The sequence below is a fragment of the Herbaspirillum sp. NPDC101396 genome (assembly GCF_044767365.1).
In the GTDB taxonomy this organism is placed as follows: domain Bacteria; phylum Pseudomonadota; class Gammaproteobacteria; order Burkholderiales; family Burkholderiaceae_D; genus Herbaspirillum.
The window spans coordinates 148,666-166,952 of the sequence record NZ_JBIWNT010000006.1 but is presented as its reverse complement, the minus strand read 5'-3'; the positions used below and the strand labels follow the sequence as shown (position 1 = coordinate 166,952).

General features: G+C 63.1%; 17 protein-coding genes. 6 read left to right on the top strand and 11 right to left on the bottom strand.

What is annotated here, in order from left to right; all coding sequences use genetic code 11:
- Nucleotides 1–105: 105 nt before the first annotated feature.
- The 6 genes from ACIROY_RS20820 to ACIROY_RS20795 form a co-directional block, all read right to left on the bottom strand.
- A complete protein-coding gene (locus tag ACIROY_RS20820) occupies nt 106–1,038 on the bottom strand; it encodes a VOC family protein (RefSeq protein ID WP_402343898.1) in 933 nt (310 codons plus the stop codon).
- 74 nt (nt 1,039–1,112) lie between these two features.
- Nucleotides 1,113–1,955: a fumarylacetoacetate hydrolase family protein gene (locus ACIROY_RS20815; RefSeq protein ID WP_402277895.1), complete on the bottom strand. Its 843-nt coding sequence runs from the start codon at nt 1,953–1,955 to the stop codon at nt 1,113–1,115.
- Nucleotides 1,956–2,019: 64 nt separating this feature from the next.
- Nucleotides 2,020–3,180: a porin gene (locus ACIROY_RS20810; protein ID WP_402343895.1), complete on the bottom strand. Its 1,161-nt coding sequence runs from the start codon at nt 3,178–3,180 to the stop codon at nt 2,020–2,022.
- A 52-nt stretch (nt 3,181–3,232) separates the two neighbouring features.
- Nucleotides 3,233–4,573 (bottom strand): MFS transporter, encoded by a 1,341-nt coding sequence (locus ACIROY_RS20805; RefSeq protein WP_402343892.1) that lies wholly within the window; start codon nt 4,571–4,573, stop codon nt 3,233–3,235.
- A gap of 94 nt (nt 4,574–4,667) precedes the next feature.
- Entirely contained in the window at nt 4,668–6,374 is a 1,707-nt protein-coding gene (locus ACIROY_RS20800) for an FAD-dependent oxidoreductase (RefSeq protein WP_402343889.1), read from the bottom strand.
- Between the two features lie 252 nt (nt 6,375–6,626).
- Complete coding sequence (locus tag ACIROY_RS20795) at nt 6,627–8,096, bottom strand: methyl-accepting chemotaxis protein (protein ID WP_402343886.1); 1,470 nt, start codon at nt 8,094–8,096, stop codon at nt 6,627–6,629.
- A 351-nt stretch (nt 8,097–8,447) separates the two neighbouring features.
- On the opposite strand from ACIROY_RS20795, the gene ACIROY_RS20790 reads away from it, so the two are divergent.
- Nucleotides 8,448–9,380 carry a LysR family transcriptional regulator gene (locus tag ACIROY_RS20790; RefSeq protein ID WP_402343883.1) on the top strand — a complete coding sequence of 311 codons (933 nt, stop codon included), beginning with the start codon at nt 8,448–8,450 and terminating at the stop codon, nt 9,378–9,380.
- A 3-nt stretch (nt 9,381–9,383) separates the two neighbouring features.
- On the opposite strand, the gene ACIROY_RS20785 is transcribed toward ACIROY_RS20790, so the two are convergent.
- Nucleotides 9,384–10,277: a LysR family transcriptional regulator gene (locus tag ACIROY_RS20785; RefSeq protein ID WP_402343880.1), complete on the bottom strand. Its 894-nt coding sequence runs from the start codon at nt 10,275–10,277 to the stop codon at nt 9,384–9,386.
- Between the two features lie 79 nt (nt 10,278–10,356).
- Here ACIROY_RS20785 and ACIROY_RS20780 point away from each other — a divergent pair, with 79 nt between their 5' ends.
- The gene (locus ACIROY_RS20780) at nt 10,357–10,818 is read left to right on the top strand and encodes a DoxX family protein (protein ID WP_402277902.1); all 462 of its coding nucleotides are present in this window, start codon (nt 10,357–10,359) and stop codon (nt 10,816–10,818) included.
- 10 nt (nt 10,819–10,828) lie between these two features.
- Nucleotides 10,829–11,503 (top strand): glutathione S-transferase family protein, encoded by a 675-nt coding sequence (locus ACIROY_RS20775; protein ID WP_402343877.1) that lies wholly within the window; start codon nt 10,829–10,831, stop codon nt 11,501–11,503.
- On the opposite strand, the gene ACIROY_RS20770 is transcribed toward ACIROY_RS20775, so the two are convergent.
- Nucleotides 11,496–12,386: a LysR family transcriptional regulator gene (locus ACIROY_RS20770; RefSeq protein WP_402343874.1), complete on the bottom strand. Its 891-nt coding sequence runs from the start codon at nt 12,384–12,386 to the stop codon at nt 11,496–11,498. The two genes, ACIROY_RS20775 and ACIROY_RS20770, sit on opposite strands and share 8 nt — an antisense overlap.
- A gap of 221 nt (nt 12,387–12,607) precedes the next feature.
- On the opposite strand from ACIROY_RS20770, the gene ACIROY_RS20765 reads away from it, so the two are divergent.
- Together ACIROY_RS20765 and ACIROY_RS20760 are read left to right on the top strand one after the other, a co-directional pair.
- On the top strand, nt 12,608–13,783 hold the full coding sequence (locus tag ACIROY_RS20765; protein ID WP_402344204.1) for an MFS transporter: 1,176 nt from the start codon (nt 12,608–12,610) through the stop codon (nt 13,781–13,783).
- A 129-nt stretch (nt 13,784–13,912) separates the two neighbouring features.
- Nucleotides 13,913–14,776 (top strand): polysaccharide deacetylase family protein, encoded by an 864-nt coding sequence (locus tag ACIROY_RS20760; protein ID WP_402343871.1) that lies wholly within the window; start codon nt 13,913–13,915, stop codon nt 14,774–14,776.
- 109 nt (nt 14,777–14,885) lie between these two features.
- Here the strand turns inward: ACIROY_RS20760 and lipA are convergent, their stop codons facing one another.
- From lipA to ACIROY_RS20745, 3 genes are all read right to left on the bottom strand, one after another.
- Nucleotides 14,886–15,857, bottom strand: a complete 972-nt coding sequence (gene lipA, locus ACIROY_RS20755; RefSeq protein WP_402343868.1) for a lipoyl synthase — start codon at nt 15,855–15,857, stop codon at nt 14,886–14,888.
- 22 nt (nt 15,858–15,879) lie between these two features.
- Complete coding sequence (lipB, locus tag ACIROY_RS20750) at nt 15,880–16,581, bottom strand: lipoyl(octanoyl) transferase LipB (protein WP_402277907.1); 702 nt, start codon at nt 16,579–16,581, stop codon at nt 15,880–15,882.
- Nucleotides 16,582–16,661: 80 nt separating this feature from the next.
- Nucleotides 16,662–17,015 carry a DUF2917 domain-containing protein gene (locus ACIROY_RS20745; RefSeq protein ID WP_402343865.1) on the bottom strand — a complete coding sequence of 118 codons (354 nt, stop codon included), beginning with the start codon at nt 17,013–17,015 and terminating at the stop codon, nt 16,662–16,664.
- A gap of 169 nt (nt 17,016–17,184) precedes the next feature.
- Between ACIROY_RS20745 and gcvA the strand changes: the two genes are divergently transcribed.
- On the top strand, nt 17,185–18,105 hold the full coding sequence (gcvA, locus tag ACIROY_RS20740; protein WP_402343862.1) for a transcriptional regulator GcvA: 921 nt from the start codon (nt 17,185–17,187) through the stop codon (nt 18,103–18,105).
- The last annotated feature ends 182 nt before the right edge of the window (nt 18,106–18,287 follow it).

Sequence of the window (18,287 nt, the reverse complement as noted above, 5' to 3'; positions counted from 1 at the left end):
TGCGGTGATTGGACGAGAAACCACCTTGCCCGATGAGTATAGATCAAGCGCCGACGAAAAAAAGCCGCCACTTGGGCGGCCGGTACCGGCTTGGACTTGACTGGCTTAGCTGTCGGTGTTGCGGATGAAATACTCCGGCACGTCCGGTCCCCACAGATACAATGAATCCTCCGGCTGGTAATTGCCCGCATCCCATTGCGCGCCGGCCGGGACGTAGTCGATGTCGGCCGAGTACTCGGAAAACGATCCCCAGGGATCGCGCACATAGTGGAAATAGTTGGAGCCGAGCACGTGGCGGCCGGTGCCCCAGCCTTCCTTGTAGCCGGCCTTGGCCATTTGCGACGCACCGATGCCGACGTCATCGATGCGCGCCACATCCCAGGCGACATGGTGCCAGCCTTTCGCGTGGCTCTTGGCGAAGGCGACCAGGTGATGGTCGCTGCCGTGCGGACCGTGCGTGAAGGCGATCACATCGAGCGATCGGTCCGACAGCTGCAGTCCCAGGGCGCGATGGTAAAAGTCGAGGATACGCAACACGTTCGGCGAGAACATCAGCACATGCGACATGCGACGCGGCCGAATGAACGGCGCTTCGGCGCGCGTGACCGAACCGCGCGCATTGGCCGGCGCCTGCTGCTGCACCAGCGGCAGCTTGCTGTCGGGCGTGGTCTTCACACCCGGCTTTACCTGCAGCAGATTGCCGTCGGGATCATGGAACCAGATGCCCTCGTTCACCGCGCCGCGCAGCGCGCGCGGATTGACGTCGAAGGAAGCACCCGCCGCGCGCGCCTGGCGCTCGATCTGCGCCAGGTCGGCGGCATAGCAATTGAAGGAGAGATAAGCCAGCGACTTGCCCGCCGCCGGCAGCACGCGGGCCCAACGATGACCATCCTGCGCGCGCAACTCCAGTTCATCGGAGCTTCCGTTCACCTCCAGCCCGAAGCTGCGGTAGAAGCGATCCGCCTCGGCCAGCGACGGCACGTTGAGTGCGAAGTGATCGATCGAATGTACGCCTGCCGGGCGTGTCTGACTGCTCATCCCTGTCTCCTTGCCTGTTACAAAAACGCTAGCAAACAGCGGCGTCGCTGCGCCGCTTGTTATTGTTTTACCGATCAGCGCGGCGCTTCGTCGACGATCTTGTTGGTCAGCGTGCCCATGCGTTCAACCGTGACTTCACAGACGTCGCCGTGCTTCATCAGCAGCTTCGGCGTACGCGCCCAGCCCACGCCCGACGGTGTGCCGGAAACAATGACGTCGCCCGCTTCCAGCGTGAAGGCTTCACTCAGGATGGAGATCAGCGATTCGACGTCGAACACCATGGTGTCGGTGTTGGCGGATTGCACCACTTCGCCGTTCAGGCGCGTCTCCAGCAGCAGACCCTTGGCGCCCGGCGGCAGTTCGTCGGCAGTAATCAGGTCGGGACCGAACGCGCCGGTGCCGTCGAAGTTCTTGCCGACCGTCCATTGCGGCGACTTGAACTGGTATTCGCGCACCGAGCCGTCGTTGAACAGTGCATAGCCGGCGACGTGTTTCAGCGCGTCTTCCTTGCGGATGCTCTTGCCGCCCTTGCCGAGCACCACCGCGATCTCGCCCTCAAAGTCGAGGCTGTCGGACACGGTCGGACGGATCATCGGCTGGTTGTGCGCGATCAAACTGGTGTGCAGGCGCAGGAAGATGGTCGGATAATCCGGCTGGGCAAAATTGCTTTCCTTGGTGTGGTCGGAAAAATTCAGGCCGACGCAGATGATCTTCGGTGGACGGCGCAGCGGCGGCAGGAGTTTCAGGCCGGCTTCTTCGACCGTTCCCTTGCTCTCCGTATCGCGGCCATAGGCTTGCAGGTCGACGCCTCGCGCCAGCAATTGCTCCAGCGTTTCTTCGCCGAGCACGCGGATCTGTTTGCCGTCGCGCACGCCGAGCAGGGCCTTGCCGTTTTGTTCAAAACTTACGTATCTCATTTTCACTCTCCAGACACACCGCCGGCACCATGCCGGCGGCATTAAAACTATTTCACTACCAAACTCAGAACGCGTGACGCATGCCGATCATCGTGCCCCACTGATTCATGCCCTTGCCCGGACTCGCGCCGGCGCCGCCCTGGCTCAGCGTGTAGGCGGCCTGCGCACTGTTGGACAAATAGGCCGTCTGCAGGTAGACCGACGTGCGCTTGGACAGCGCATAGGTGCCGCGCACCACGCTGATGGTGCCGCGTGCGTCCTGCTGCTTGTTGATGATGCGGTAGTAGCCGCCGTCCAGCGTGAACTGCGGCGTGAACAGATAGGCCGCGGTCAGGTAGTACTGATCGGATTTGACCTCGCGGTTGCCGATGGCTGCGGCCACCTTGCGGCCCAGCCAGCCGCCGCCGATCTTGAAATCACCGGCCTTGACATAGCCGTTCAGCTGGGTGCGCGCATCCTTGTCGCCCGACGAGGTCAGCGCCAGCGGCGCGACGCCGTTGTAGAAGTTGGCAGCCGCACCGGCGCCGCCTTGCTGGCGGTCATAAGCGGTGGCGATGCCGAAGTTGGCGCCGTCGTAGCGCAGCATCGCCGACCAGTCGCGGCAGGCTTGCGTGTCGCCGGCGACTTCACCGGCGCAGGTGCCCTGGCCCGGCGAATTGCCGGTGCCGGTGCTGTCGCGGCCGAAGGAATACGTCGCGCCGACGGTGACGTTGTCGAACTTGCCCTTGTACGCCACGGTGTTGTCACTGCGCGCATTCGGGATGTAGGCGTCGAAGGAGCCGACGCCGCCATAGATGTCCGGGCCGATGATGTCGGCGTCGAGAATCGCCCAGAACATCATGTTGTATTGGCGGCCGACCGACACCAGACCGTAAGGACTGTTGATGCCGACCCAGGCCTGGCGACCGAACAGCCGGCCGCCCTGGTTCATGTCGCCGGCGCGGACGTTGAAGCCGTTCTCCAGCGTGAACTGCGCGGCCCAGCCGCCGCCGAGATCTTCGGTGCCACGAAAGCCGATGCGCGACGGCATGCTGCCGGTGATGCCCGGCATGCGCAGCACGCTGTTGCCGGCGGCGTTGGCGTGGGTGATGTATTCCACGCCGGTGTCCAGAATGCCGTAGACGCTGACGTTGGTGGTATTGGTGACTTGCTGCGCCAGCACCGGAGCGCCGCCCGCCATGGCCGCCGCAGCCAGCATGGCGATCGAAAAGTGGTTGAGTTTCATGTCTCCTGCCTCGTGTTGTTTATGGAAATCGGTCAGCCTGTGGCGGCTGTTTTTAAATGGCTTTGGCCTTGCCGTGATACAGGCGGCCGGCGGTGAACATCGACAGTCCGGCGATCACCGCCGGCACCGCGAACACGATGAATGCCATCTGCGTCGACGGCAGCGCCGCCAGCAACAGGCCGCCCGTCATCGAGCCGATGATGGAACCGATGCGGCCCACTGCCAGCGCCCAGCTCACGCCGGTGGCGCGGGCTACCGTTGAATAGAATCCAGACACCAGCACGTTGGCGCCGGTCTGCGCGCCGGACAGGCCGAAGCCGGCGCAGAACACCGTGACGTAGAGCCAGCCGGCGTGATGCACGGCCGGGCCGATGCAGACGATGGAAATCGCCGCGATCAGGTAAGACACGCTCAGCACCGCGAACGGGTTGTGACGATCCATCAGGCGCGCATTGATCAGCGAACCGATGGTGCCGCCGACCGGCATCATGGCGCCGATGGTGGCGGCCTGCGTGACGGCGATGCCGCCTTCGGTGATCACGGTCGGCAGCCAGCTGCTGATCTGGTAGTAGACCCACAGCGTGCAGAAGAAAGCCAGCCACAGCAGCATGGTGCCGGTGCGATAGTGACGGCTGAACAGCGTCGCCAGGATGCCGGCTTTCTTGTTGTCGTCGTTGCGGACTTCATCGGGAATCGCTTCCGCCAGCGCGGCGTTCGGATTGCCGGTCAGGCGTTCCAGCACCTTGCGTGACTCGGCTTCGAATTTCTTTTTGCCGGCCATGAAGCGCAAGGACTCCGGCAGGAAAATCCAGATGATCGGCGTCAGCACCAACGGCACGATGCCGCCGAAAATGAAAACGCCCTGCCAGCCGTAAGACGGAATCAGCAAGGCGGCCAACGCGCCGCCGCAGGCCAGTCCCAGCGTGAAGCCGCAGAACATCAGCGTCACCAGCAAGGCGCGGTTGCGCTCGGGGCTAAACTCCGACGACAGCGTGATCGCGGTCGGCATCGCGCCGCCCAGGCCGACGCCGGTGAGGAAGCGCAGCAAGGCCAGCGAACTGGCCGAATCGGCGTAGGCGCAAGCCAGCGTACCGAGTGCGAACAGCAGCATCGACATCACGATCACGCGCTTGCGGCCGATGCGGTCCGCCAGCGGACCGAACACGAAACTGCCGACCGTCAGGCCGAACAGGCCGGCGCCGAAGATCGGACCGAGCTGCGCCGGCGTCAGCGTCCACGCCTTCCTCAGCAACGGTGCGACGTAGCCGACCGCCGCCAGGTCGAAGCCGTCGCAGGCCACCACCATGAAACACAGAACCAGCGTCAGTATTTGCAATCCCGATGTCTTGCTGCCGTTCATGACGGCGTCCGACGTCACTGCTTGTGCGTGCATTTTCCTTGTCTCCTGCAGGTGAAGTCCGCTCAGCGGATCTTGTAGTTGGTTATGTTGGAAAACCGATGTGGCAATTCTTTTACCGTTGTCTTTTCTATTCTGTCGTTGCGAGCCGTTCCGGTTCGGTCAGGTGCACCGGCGCGGTGTCCCGGATGTGCCCGAGCGCACGCGCCGCGATAGTGGCAAAGCTTGCATCCAGTACGTTGCCGCGCCACACCACGTGCTGGTCGGGACGGATCAGCGCGAAGTCGGCTTGATACAACTCACGCACGGCGCGGTCGGCCACCGTCACGCAGGTCAGTCCGGGCAAATCGGCGACAAGCCTGGCCGGATCAGCTTGCGTGGCGTTGTCGGCATTGAGCGTGAGCAGCGTGAAGCCGGCGCCGAACAGCGCGTACAGTGAACGCCCGTCACGCAGCCAGGCATGCGGCGCACGATGTCCCGGCCGCGCGCACGGCAGATACAGGTTGGCCGCGTCCAGACCGGGGCTGCCGGCTTCGGCAACCAGCAGCGGCGATTGCTCGTAGCGCGTGCCCAGGTGCACGCCGGGGATCATGAATTCCCGATACGCGTGAAAGTCGAGATAGCGCCCGGCGGCGTCGCGTGCGGCGTCTCCTTGCGGGCCGTCTTCAAACGCGGCGGCCGGCAACTGCACGTGGCCGATGCTATCGGCGAACTCGCGTGCAAAGGCGGTGTTGCGCAAGGCCGCCGGATGGCGTTCGGCGTGATAACTCTCGGCCAGCGCCGGGCCGCCGCTGCCGTCAACCAGCGCCGCAAGTTTCCACGCCAGGTTGGCGGCGTCGTCGATGCCGGTGTTGTAGCCGAGGCCGCCGGTCGGCGTGAACAGATGCGCGGAGTCGCCGGCCAGGAACACGCGGCCCTGCGACAGCCGTTCCGCCACCAGCGCAAAGCCGGCGGTCCATGACGAAGTGCTCTTGATCTCGAACGGGATGTCGGCGCCGATGGCCGCGGCGATGCGCTTGCGTACCAGTTCCGGATCGAGCGGCTGGTCGTCTGGCGGTTGCACGTTCATGATGAAGTCGCCGCGGCCGTCGACGGCAATCAGCAGCGCGCGCTGGGTCGGACTGAAGGTCCAGTACTGCCATGCGGGACGCTTGCGGCTGGCGCTGTACAGCGACGGCGCATAGAAATACACCGCTTCCATCTGGCCGCCCATGAAGCCGCGCTTCTCGCCGGCCACGCCGCTGTAGCGGATGCCGAGCGCCTTGCGCACGCCGCTGCGCGGACCGTCGCAGCCGACCAGATAGCGTGCGCGCACTTTGCGTTGGCGTGCTTCGCGGCTGGCGGTCTGTTCCATATTGACGACGGCGGTGACGCCGTGTGCGTCTTGCTCGAAGGATTCCACCACGGCGGAAAAATGCACGTTGCAACCGCGATGCTGCAACGCAGCCTTCAGCAGGATCGGCTCGACGAAGAGTTGCGAACAGCGATGCGGCGGTTCCGCGGTGGGCCAGGTGAAGTCGTGTTGCTTCGCCCATTCGACGGCCTCGGCGGAACTCGGCTGCGACAGGCGCGCCAGTTCGTATTGGCCGATCGAGGTGAAGTAGGCGATGTCGGGAGAATAGTCGGCCGGCAGGCCGGCGGCGCGCACTTCGTCGGCGATGCCGATGCGGCGGAAATGTTCCATCGTGCGCGCGCTGTTGGCGTTGGCGGCCGGATGGCGCGCCGTGCCGGGCTTGGCGTCGAACACCTGCACGCTGAGGCCGCGCTGGCCGAGTTCAGCCGCCAGGAACAAACCGGCGGGACCGCCGCCGACGATGAGGACGTCGCAATCAAACACCTGTGTCTCCTGAAAATTCTGTTTTATTGAATGTCTTGTTGAGGCTCATGTTAGTGCCGGTAAAACTATTAATCCATAGAATGAATTTCATACATCACATGCATTTGATTCATAAAACCGAGATTGGCCGGGTGGCAAAAAAATGGTGCAGCGTGGAGGAGAGAGTCGCACGCCGCACCAGGGAAGAACCTCAAGACCATGTGTTGCCGTCACTGTTGCAATCACGCATTCGGTGCACATCAAACGCGCAATTCAGCGCGTATAAAACCCGCAGGACACCAGGCAGTCGCCCAGCCGGCGCACATAGGCCGACTTGGTCTTGATCTCCTGCGTGACCGGATGAGCGAACTTGAAATCGACCCAGCCGGTGCCGTGATTCCTGGCGATGTCGACGATCTCTTGCCCGAACGGCTTGCCGCCGGGGTCGCGATGCTTGCGCGTGTCGACGCCGACCAGGCGCGGATTGCCGCCGTGCGCAACGATGCGGCCGTCGGCGATGGCGACCACCACCAGATACAGGTCGCGATCCGCGAAGTCCCGCGCGACCAGATCGTTGACCTTCTCTATCAGACTCGGCAAGCCTTCCTCTTGCGCATGGGCGACGGCGGTGTCGACCAGCGCCACGGCATCCTCGCGCGTGCCAAATTCATCCGATCCGAGATCGAAATGCGAGACCACGTTGGTCAGCGTCACGGCCTGCCGGTGTAGATTGGCGGCGGCAGCGGAGATCTCGTCGACCAGTTTGGCGTTCTCTTGCGTCATCTGGTCGAGCTGCGAGATCGTGTCGTTGATGGTCGCCACGCCGCTGCTCTGCTCGCGGCTGGCGCTGCTGATTTCCTGCATGATGGCGGCCGCGCTGCTGACCGACGAGACGATCTTGCGCATGGTGGCGCCGGCCAGCAGCACTTGCTTGTCGCAGCTCTCCACCATGCTGACCGAGTCGCTGATGAGCGCCTGTATCTCTTTCGACGCGGCGGCCACGCGCTGCGCCAGCACGCGCACTTCAGTCGCCACGACGGCAAAGCCGCGTCCGGTCTCGCCGGCGCGCGCCGCTTCGACGGCGGCGTTGAGCGCAAGGATGTTGGTCTGGAACGCGATGCCGTCGACCACGTTGATGATGTCGGCGATGCGGTGCGAACTGTCGCGGATATCGGCCATGTTGGTCTCGACATTGCCGACCACTTCCCCGCCCTGTGCCGCTGCCTGCGCGGCAGTGGCGATCAGCTCGTTGGCCTTGTGGGCATTGTCGGCGTTCTGCCGCACATTGGACGTGATCTGCTCCGTCGATGCCGCGGTCTGCTGCAACAGCGCGCCCTGTTTGTCGGTGCGTTCCAGCAGCGCCCTGTTGTCGGTCGACAGCAGGCCCGAGGTCATGGCGAAACCGACGGTGCCGTTGCGCACCTTGATGACGACTTCACTCATGTGTTGGCGCAGGGTGGAGACTGCGCTGTCGATCTCGCCGTCGGTGTAGCGACCGGCGGACGGGGCGAGGCGGCCGGTGCCGAGCGCGCGCATGTCTGCCAGCAAGCGCGCGTTGTGCCGGCCGGCTTCGCGCGACAAGCGCCAATTGCATATCAGTACACCCAGCAGCGCGGCGCTGGCGATCCCCATCATCCATTGCTGATGTTGCGCCCCCGACGTCGTGCAGGCCAGTCCGAACATCGTCCCCCACGCCAGCAGGACATAGAGAAAGACGACCAAAAATCCGGTATTTGATTTCATGTGATACGCCCGCTGAAATGGCTACGGCCGGGCGTCCCGGCCCGGGTTGTCTCCGCAATCGTTCTGGTTTTTATGCATCTCCATGACGGGGTCCCGGAAACGGGAACAGCCTCGCCTTATCGACGCGATTGATTCTAGGGATGTGATCGGTGTAACACCATCCAATGAAACTCATAGACGGCATGCACAGCATTCATGGAACAGAAACCGTGTACCACCGGGGAGATGCGGCATGTCATCCGGAAGTCCTTGCAGCGCCTTGTTTTCCGGAAGAGATCGGGGGCATACTAAGCAAGAGACCGCTGACAATGCGCGGAAAGAATTCAAAATTACTATACATCCGGCTCATATATGAATACCCCCGACCTGAACTTCCTGTACGTGGTGCAGGCGCTGTTCGAAGAGAAGTCCGTCTCGCGCGCCGCCGAGCGCCTCGGCCTGACGCAGCCGGCGGTGAGCCATGCGCTGAGCCGCCTGCGTGTGAGTTTCCAGGACGACCTGTTCGTGCGGGCCGGTTCTGTGATGGCGCCCACGCCCACCGGAGAACGCATTGCGCAGGGCGCGATTGCAACACTGGAGCTGATCCAGCGCGAGATCTGGGATGTGAAGGCGTTCGATGCCCGGACCACCGCACGCACATTTTCGGTCTGCCTGAGCGACATGGGCATGATCGTGCTCCTGCCCAAACTGCTCGGCGCAATGCGCGCGCATGCGCCGCACGCCACGCTCAAACCGATCCAGGTGCCGTCGTTGGAACTGGCCTCGGCATTGCAGGACGGTGCCATCGATCTGGCCATCGGCTACCTCGGCAAGATGGGCGACAACCTCTACCAGCAAACCCTGTTCCGCCGTTCGCTGGTGGGTATCGTGCGCGCCGGCAAGCTCAAGGGAAAAGGCGTGAAAGGCCAGCCGATGAAGATGTCGTTCGAGCAGTTCGTCGACAGCGAACATGTGCTGGCGGGCACGCTGTCGCTGACCAACCAGTTGCTCGATGAAGAATTGCGGCGCCAGGGCGAGCGCCTGAAAGTCGGCGTCAGCGTGCCTTATCTGCTGACCGTGCCGGGCCTGGTGGCAACCTCCGATTACATCGCCTGCGTACCGAGCGAACTGGCTGAATTGTTCGCCCAGCTGGCCGACATCCGCATGTTCGAGATGCCGGTGAAACTGCCCGACCTCACCGTCAAGCAGTTCTGGCATGCGCGCTTCCACAATGACGCTGCGCACCGCTGGTTCCGTTCACTGGTGGCGCAGACCTTGGGTGACCTGAGCGACAGGCGCAAATAATTGTTATGCCAGCGCGATCTGCTCCGCGAGGTGATTGAACACCGCCGATACGCGACGCAGATGGCGCGACTCGGTATGCGTGAGCAGCCACAGCTCGGTCTGGCATTCATTGATCGTTTCGGTCAGCTGAACCAGGTCGTTGCGACGCTCCGCCAGGAACACCGGCAACAGGCCGATGCCAAGACCTTGCGCCGTCAGTTCGGCCACGGTGAGGATGCTGTTGACGCGGAAAGCCGGCACCGCCTTGGGGAAATGCTTCTTGCGCCAGATCACCGAGGGGTGTTCGGGCAACGCGTCGTCGGGCGCGATCCAGCTGCCTGCGGCGATGCCGGCGTCGACATCTTTGATTCCACTTTTCTTGCCCGCATACAATGCCACGCGGATCGGCCCCACGTGCTTGCCGATCAGGTGCTGCGGCGGCCGCCGCGTGGCGCGCACGGCGATGTCGGTGTCGCGCCGCGTCAGGCTTGCCAGTTCATTGCCGGCATGGATGTCGTAGGTCAGCAGCGGATGGCTGACGCGCAGCAATTTCAGCGCCGGCGCGAGCAGGCCGTGCAGCACGGTGTCGGTGGTGCTGATGCGCACGATGCCGGATACCTGGTCCGGCTGCAACTGCACCGCTGAACGCGCGGCCTCCAGTTGCGCCTCCATCTGCTCCGCATGCACCGCCAGTTCCTGCGCCAGTTCTGAAGGCCGGTAGCCGCTGCGCGAGCGTTCGAACAGGCGGATGCCCAGCCCCTTTTCCATACGCTGCACGGCGCGAAATACCGTTGACGCATCCACGCCCAGCCGTTCGCCGGCTATCGCCAACGTCTGTGCACGCACCAGTGCGAGGATGATTTCGAGGTCCGTTTGGCTGATTCTGTACGCCGGTTTGTATTGCAGCTTTGCATTCATGGTTTGCGCTCTTGCCTATTTTCATTGCATTTCTGTCGCCCTATATTACCCCTGTCTTTTCATTCTTCAGGAGTATTTCATGTCTTCTGTTTCTTCCCCGCGCGCCCATGCCGCGGAGCGCAGCGCTGCCATTCCCACCCCCACCCCTGCCTGGGGCGCGCTGCTGTTGCGCGTCAGCCTCGCGGCCATGTGGATTTCGCATGCGCTGCTCAAGCTGCTGGTGTTCACGCTGCCGGGCACGGCGCAGTACTTCGAGAGCGTCGGCTTTGCCGGCTTCCTGGCATACCCGGTGTTCGCGACGGAAATCATCGGCGGCGTCGCTATCCTCCTTGGCGTATATGCACGCCAGGTTGCGCTGGCGTTGACGCCGATCCTGGCGCTCGCAACAGCAGTGCATTGGAACAACGGCTGGGTGCATACCAGCCAGGGCGGCGGCTGGGAATATCCGGCCTTCCTGATCACCATGTCGGTGGTGTTGTGGCTGACCGGCGACGGCGCCTATGCCCTGGTACGTAGCCGGCGCTTCGTGCCGGCGGCATGAGGAGATCGTCATGACTTCACCTCTCACGTTGATCAGCCATCATCTGTGTCCCTACGTACAGCGCGTTGCGATCGTGCTGCAGGAAAAAGGCCTGCACTTCGAGCGCATCGACATCGACCTGGCCGACAAACCTGACTGGTTTCTGCGGGTGTCGCCGTTGGGCAAGACGCCGGTGTTGCTGGTGGACGGCGAGGCGATTTTCGAATCAGCCGTGATCTGCGAATACCTCGACGACAGCATGGCGCCGCCGCTGCATCCGACCCACGTGCTGACGCGTGCACGCCACCGCGGCTGGATGGAATTCGGCTCCTCGCTGCTGAACGCCATCGGGGGTTTTTACTCGGCGCCGGATGACATCGGCTTGCAGCGTCGTGCTGAAGACATCCGCGGCAGGTTTCTGCAATTGGAAGATGTGCTGGGCGACGGTCCGTATTTCGCGGGCGACAAATTCTGCATGGTCGACGCGGTGTTCGGGCCGGTGTTCCGCTACTTCGACGTGTTCGACGCCGTTGCCGATTTCGGCTTCATGGCGGCGACGCCCAAAGTGTGCGCCTGGCGCGAGGCATTGCGGATGCGTCCATCGGTGCGCGCTGCGGCGCCATCCGATTACGAGGCGGCGCTGCGCGACTTCCTGCTGCGGCGCGGATCAGCGCTGAGCGCGCTGATGAAATCTGAAACTACGTGAACAGATGCGCCGCCATGAAGTCCACAAACGCACGCAGCTTGGGCGAGAGATAGGGACTGGATGGCCACAGCATGCGGAAGGTACCGGAGTGATGGATGTAGCTGTCGAGCACGCTCACCAGCGTGCCCTTGCGTTCCTGCTCGCGGATGGAGAAATCCGGCAGGCAGGCAATGCCCAGGCCGGCCTCGGCCAGGTGGATCAGCGGCTCGATGGTGTTGACCACCGCGGTGGTGGGCAAGTCGAGCGTGAAGTCTTTGCGGCCCCGGCCTGCACGTAACGGCCAGCGTTCCAGCTTGCCGTTGGTGGCGAAACGGTGATGCAGGCAGGCGTGCTGCAACAGATCGTCGGGCGTGCGCGGTACGCCTGCGCGCTTGAGGTAGGCGGGAGACGCCGCCAACCGAAACCTGAACTTGCCGAGCGGTCGCGCCACCAGGCGCGAATCGGCCACGTCGCCTGAACGCACCACGGCGTCGAAACCTTCGGCGATGACGTCGACCAGCCGGTCGGTGAAGTCGAGTTCCAGTTCGATCTCCGGATGCGCGCGCATGAAGGCGCTCACCGCCGGCATCATCAGCATGCCGACGATGGGCATGCTCACGCGCAGCTTGCCGCGCGGCGCACCCAGGCTGTGCGCGAATTCCTGCTCGGCCGCTTCGACCTCGCCGAAGATGCGGCGGCAACGCTCGAGGAAGGCGGCGCCTTCCGGCGTCAGCGTCACCGAGCGCGTGGAACGATGGAACAGGCGCACGCCGAGCCGCTCCTCCAATCGCGCGATAGACTTGCCGATGGCCGACGACGACACGCCGAGCTTCTGGCCGGCGGCAGTGAAGCTGCGCGCCTCGGCTACGTGGACAAAGGCGTTGAGCGAGTTGAGGCTGTCCATAATGCTCCTTCGCGCGAGGCTGGCTGATTTCAATTACGGACATTTCAGTCCAATGTGTTTGGAACTATAGCCCAATTGTCCGCAGTCGCTGAAAGCCTTATCTTGGTCGTTCATGCAATGGCGCTTGCCGCTGCTTAAAAAATTGGACCACCGATATGACTTCTTCAACCAGCTCCAACACCGCCGCACCGGCATCTGTGCGGCCTGATCCGACAAACAAGATGATCGACAATGGCGTCGACAAACTTCCGCTGGCAGGCTTGCTGGCGCTGGCCATGGCGGCCTTCATCACCGTCCTCACCGAGGCCATGCCGGCCGGTTTGCTGCCGCAGATGAGCGCCGACCTGCGCGTGTCGGAATCCCTGATCGGCCAACTCGTGACCCTGTATGCGATCGGTTCGATGATCACCGCCATTCCGCTCACGGCGACGACGCAAAGCTGGCGGCGCAAACCCTTGCTGATGACGGCCATTGTCGGCTTCGTGATCGTCAACACGATCACCGCGGTATCGACCAGCTATCCGCTGACGCTGGCGGCGCGCTTCTTCGCCGGTGTGTTCGCAGGCGTGGTGTGGGCGTTGATCGCGGGCTATGCGGCACGCATGGCGCCGACCCACCTGCAGGGCCGCGCCATCGCCGTCACGATGGCCGGCATTCCGATTGCGCTGTCGCTGGGCATCCCTGCAGCAACCTTTCTCGGCGCGAGCGTGGGTTGGCGCCTGAGCTTCGGCATCATGAGCGCGATGACGCTGATTCTAATCATCTGGGCGATTGCCAAGGTGCCGGATTTTCCGGGCCAGAAAAGTGAAAATCGCTTGTCGATCGTCGGCGTGTTCATGCTGCCCGGAGTGCGTTCGGTGTTGTTCGTGACGCTGGCGTTCGTGCTGGCGCACAACATCCTGTACACCTACATCGCGCCCTTCCTGGCGCCGGCCGGCATGGCGGACAAGGTCGGCGCGATCCTGCTGATCTTCGGCGTGAGCGCACTGGTCTCGATCTGGGTCACCGGCGCCCTGATTGACCGCCGGCTGCGCACGCTGGTGCTGATCAGCATCGTGCTGTTTGCCTTCGCTGCCGCGACACTGGGCGTGTGGGGCCACAACCCGGCGATGGTGTATGCCGGCGTGGCGGCGTGGGGACTGGCATATGGCGGCGTGCCGACCCTGTTCCAGACGGCGTCGGCCAAGAATGCAGGGGAAGCCGCCGACATCGCCCAGGCGATGATCGTGACGGTGTGGAATCTGGCGATCGCCGGCGGCGGGATAGTCGGCGGGGTGCTGCTCGATACCGTCGGGGTCCAATCGTTTCCGTGGGCCTTGCTGGTGCTGCTGGCGCCGACGCTGGCGGTGGCGTGGCTGGCCAGGCGCAGAGGCTTTCCGGCGACAGTCGCTGATTGAATTTTTCGCAACAACGCTCAGGTATAATCGGCCCGCCTCTGTGCGGCTCGTCCTTGGATTTGTCGACACCGAAAACCATGACAGGTCCGCCGCTTGAAAACGATCTCTTCCATTTTGTCAGCAGTCGCCATGGCGCTTTCCCTGAGCGGCTGCATTGCGCCGCCCATCGTGCTGACGCCGCTGACCGAGCAGCGCCTGAGCGTGCAGGCGCCGATTCGTTTTCTGCTGACCTTCGACGATGGTCCGAGCGCTTCCGGATTTGCCAACCCGACAACGGCTATCCTCGACGATCTCGCCAACAATCCGCACCTGCCCGGCGTCAAGGCGGTGTTCTTTGTCCAGACCCGCGCCACCGGCGCAGGCGGCAGCGATCTCGGTCGCGAGATCATGCGGCGCGAGCATGCGGAGGGGCATATCCTGGGCTTCCATACCAGCACCCCGGGACACACCAACCACCGCGACCTGAACCCGCAGGCCCTGGAAAAATCGCTGACTGACGGCAGCGCCGACATTGCCGCCATCACCGGCGCCGCGCCGGTCTTTTTGCGTCCGCCGTTCTGGAACTTCGACCGGCGCACCTTCACCGCTTATCAGCAGCACGGCTTTCACGTGCTGATGACCGATGTCAGCCTGAACGACGGCAAGATCTGGGGCTACAACTTCAGCCTGCGCCGCCGCTCGAATATCGTGCGCCAGTTGTCGGAAGTGCGCGAACGCATCGCCGACGGCGAACTGCCGACGGTGGATGGGGTAATCCCGGTGGAAGTCACGTTCCACGATCTGAACCGCTACACCTCGCGCCACATGCTGGAGTACATGCAAATCCTGCTCGACAGTGCACAGGAAACCGGCCTGAGAGTGGCCGCCAAGCCGTTCTACGACGACAGCGCGGCGTTGCAGCGCGCGGTGATGGCGCGCACGGTCACGGATCGGTCCAAACCGCTGCATTTGCCGGGATTGTGGGCCTGGATGTGGGATGGGAATTCTCACTGAGCACACTGTGCACTCACTGAATATGGTGATGTGAAGCGCAATAAAAAACGGCCTGGTTCATCGAAGAACCAGGCCGTTTTTTTACGCCGATGCTACCGGCGAAAACTGCTTATCCAATCAGGCCGTGCGCCTGTTGATCCGCGTGGTAGCTCGAGCGCACCATGGCGCCGACGGCGGCGTGCACGAAGCCCATCTTGTAGGCTTCTTCTTCGTACATCTTGAAGGTGTCGGGATGTACGTAGCGGCGCACCGGCAAGTGGTCGCCGCTTGGCATCAGGTATTGGCCGATGGTCAGCATATCGACGTTGTGGGCGCGCATGTCGCGCATGACTTGCAGGACTTCTTCGTCGGTCTCGCCGAGGCCGACCATGATGCCGGACTTGGTCGGGGTGTTCGGATGCAGGTCCTTGAAGCGCTTCAACAGGTTCAGCGAATACTCGTAGTCGGAACCGGGACGCGCTTCCTTGTACAGGCGCGGTGCAGTTTCGAGGTTGTGGTTCATGACGTCCGGCGGGGCCATCTTGAGGATCTCGAGGGCGCGGTCCATGCGGCCGCGGAAGTCCGGGGTCAGGATTTCGATGCGGGTCTCGGGCGACAGTTCGCGCACGCGCTGGATGCAGGCGGCGAAGTGGCCGGCACCGCCGTCGCGCAGGTCGTCGCGGTCGACGCTGGTGATGACCACGTAGCTCAGCTTGAGCTGGGCGATGGTCTTGGCCAGGTTTTCCGGTTCATTGGGGTCGAGCGGATCGGGACGGCCGTGGCCGACGTCGCAGAACGGGCAGCGACGGGTGCACTTGTCGCCCATGATCATGAAGGTCGCGGTGCCCTTGCCGAAGCATTCGCCGATGTTGGGGCAGGACGCTTCTTCGCATACCGTCACCAGGTTGTTGGCGCGCAGGATGTCCTTGATTTCGTAGAAGCGGGTGGTCGGCGAGCCGGCCTTGACGCGAATCCAGTCGGGCTTCTTGAGCTTTTCCGCCGGCATGATCTTGATCGGGATCCAGGCCGTCTTGCCGGCGCCCTTTTGCTTGTCGGTGGCATTGCGCAGCGTCGGCGCGGCTGGAGTGATTTCGGTAGTCATAGTAGAGTGATTTCTTTGGCCATCAAGCCGATGGCGGTAAGGCAAAGTGCGCAACGAGTTGGTCGGCAAGCAGCGTCTGCACGTCGCTCAGTGGCGCATCGACGTTCAACGTTTGCATGTCGACGGTGGCGAGTCCTTCGTAGCCGCACGGGTTGATCCAGGAAAACGGCGTCAGGTCCATCGCCACGTTGAGCGATACGCCATGATAGGTGCAACCGCTGGCGCGGATTTTCAAGCCCAGCGCGGCAATCTTGGCGCCCTGCCACGGCCCTGCGCTGACGTAGATGCCGGGCGCGCCCTGCTTGCGCTCGCCAGCGAGATTATACGCCGCCAGCGTGTCGATCACCGCCTGTTCGATCTTTTGCACGAATTCGCGCGCGAACAGTCGTGCACCGGGATGGTTGCGGCGCAAGTCCATGAGCAGGTAAATCACCACCTGGCCGGGGCCGTGGTAGGTGACTTCGCCGCCGCGGTCGGTCTGGACCACGGGAATCGCGTGGGGATTGAGCACGTGGGCGATGTCGGCGCCGAGGCCGAGCGTGAACACCGGCGGGTGTTCGACGATCCAGAGCTGGTCGGGGGAGTCTGCGGTACGGCTGTCGGTGTACGCGCGCATGGCGTCGAAACTGACCTGATAGTCTTCAACGCCGCGCCGGATGATCTGCGGCGCCGGGGGGGCCAAGGGTGCTGATGCCGCCAAGGCTGCTTGTGGTGCGGTATGCATAGCCGCAAGTGTAACGAAAATCGCCGGATCGCGTCGAGGTGCGCCGAACGCGGCACCCAACGAATTACCTCAAGGAAACTTCAAGACTGCCCGCAATTGTTTGCGGTTCCGGCTGCAGCGGGCGATACCGCGCGACGACCGCGCAGGCGCAGGGCCAGCATATGCACGCCCGAGGCCAGTCGCATCAGCCAATGGCGGCGGCACAGCCCCACCTGCAGCTTGCTGGCCGTATTGACCGACTCGATCACCACCAGGCCGTGGCCTGGAATATCCAGGCTTTGCCCCCCGGCCAGCCAGTAATCGGTGCGACCGCCTTCGACTGTGATCCACACACGGCCGCTGCCGACTTGCAGGCAAACCGGGCGCGTGACCTGCAGCGACATGACGTCGCCGGCTTGCAGCCGGATGTTCCTCTTAGTGAATATATTTTGCATGATGTCCTCTCTCGGTTGTGCCGGGGAAAGGTCGGGCGATATGCCCGATATGTTCTGCCATCCCGACTTGCGTGCACTGTTGTGTGATCCGTGAAGACATTCTAGTCAGCGCCACAGGCAAACCAAAACGATATATATTGACGTCTCTTGCTAGTTTTACTCACATGCCATGGCCGACTTCCGTAAATTGCCCAATCTCGCCGCCTTGCGCGCCTTCGAGGCGGCGGCGCGCCATGACAGCTTTTCGCGCGCGGCTGAAGAGATCCACGTCACGCCAGGCGCGATCAGTCATCAGATCCGCGCGCTGGAAGAAGAACTCGGCCTGCCGTTGTTCACGCGCAACGGCAAGCGTATCGCCATCACCGAGGCCGGCCAGCGTTTCGCCGCCGCCATCCGCCATGCCCTGACCGAAATCGCCGCAGCCGCCGAAACGCTGCAGGAGCAAGGCCGTCAGCAACGTCTGGTGGTGTCGTCGCCGCCCTCGTTCGCCTCGCGCTGGCTGGCGCCGCGGCTATGGAAGTTCATCGACCGCTATCCGGACATCGAAGTCATCCTGCAATCCAGCAGCCATCTCAACGACCTTGCGCGTGACGGCATCGACGTCGGCGTGCGCTTCGGGCTGGGCAATTATCCAGGCCTGAAAACCGAGTTGATCATGGAAGATTTTTACTACCCGGTGGCCAGCCCCAACTATCGCCAAGGTCGCCTGCCTTCGTCGCCGCAGCAATTGCGCGACTGCGTGTTGCTGCGCATGGACGGCCTGCAGGAATCCTGGTTGCCGTGGTTCAAGCTGGCCGGGCTGGACCTGCCGGACCCGGCCGGCGGACTGGTGACGCAAGACTCATCGCTGACCTTGCGGGCGGCCGCCGACGGCGCCGGCGTAGCGTTGACGCGACACGCCATTGCTTCCCAGGAAATCGCCGCCGGCGAGCTGGTGCGCCTGTTCGACATCGCCTGGAAAAGCGAGCGCGCCTACTATTTCGTGTGCCATGCGGAAACGCTGGGCAAGCCACAGGTGGAACATTTCCGCAACTGGCTGCAAGAAGAAATTGCGCTGTTCAAATCGAGCCCCCGCTGGCCCGGTCGCTAACGCGTAAATACAGCCCGAAAACCTCTCTGTTCGACTGCTTGGAAAACTCTGTATGCCCTATCGTTCAGGTATGGAGCGGCGAACGATATAAAACAATTGCCGACAGGTATCCGCCGACCGCGGCTGCCGATGAAAACCCCCTCCCCCAAATTGCTGCATGGAGTTGCTACCCGCAACGTGTG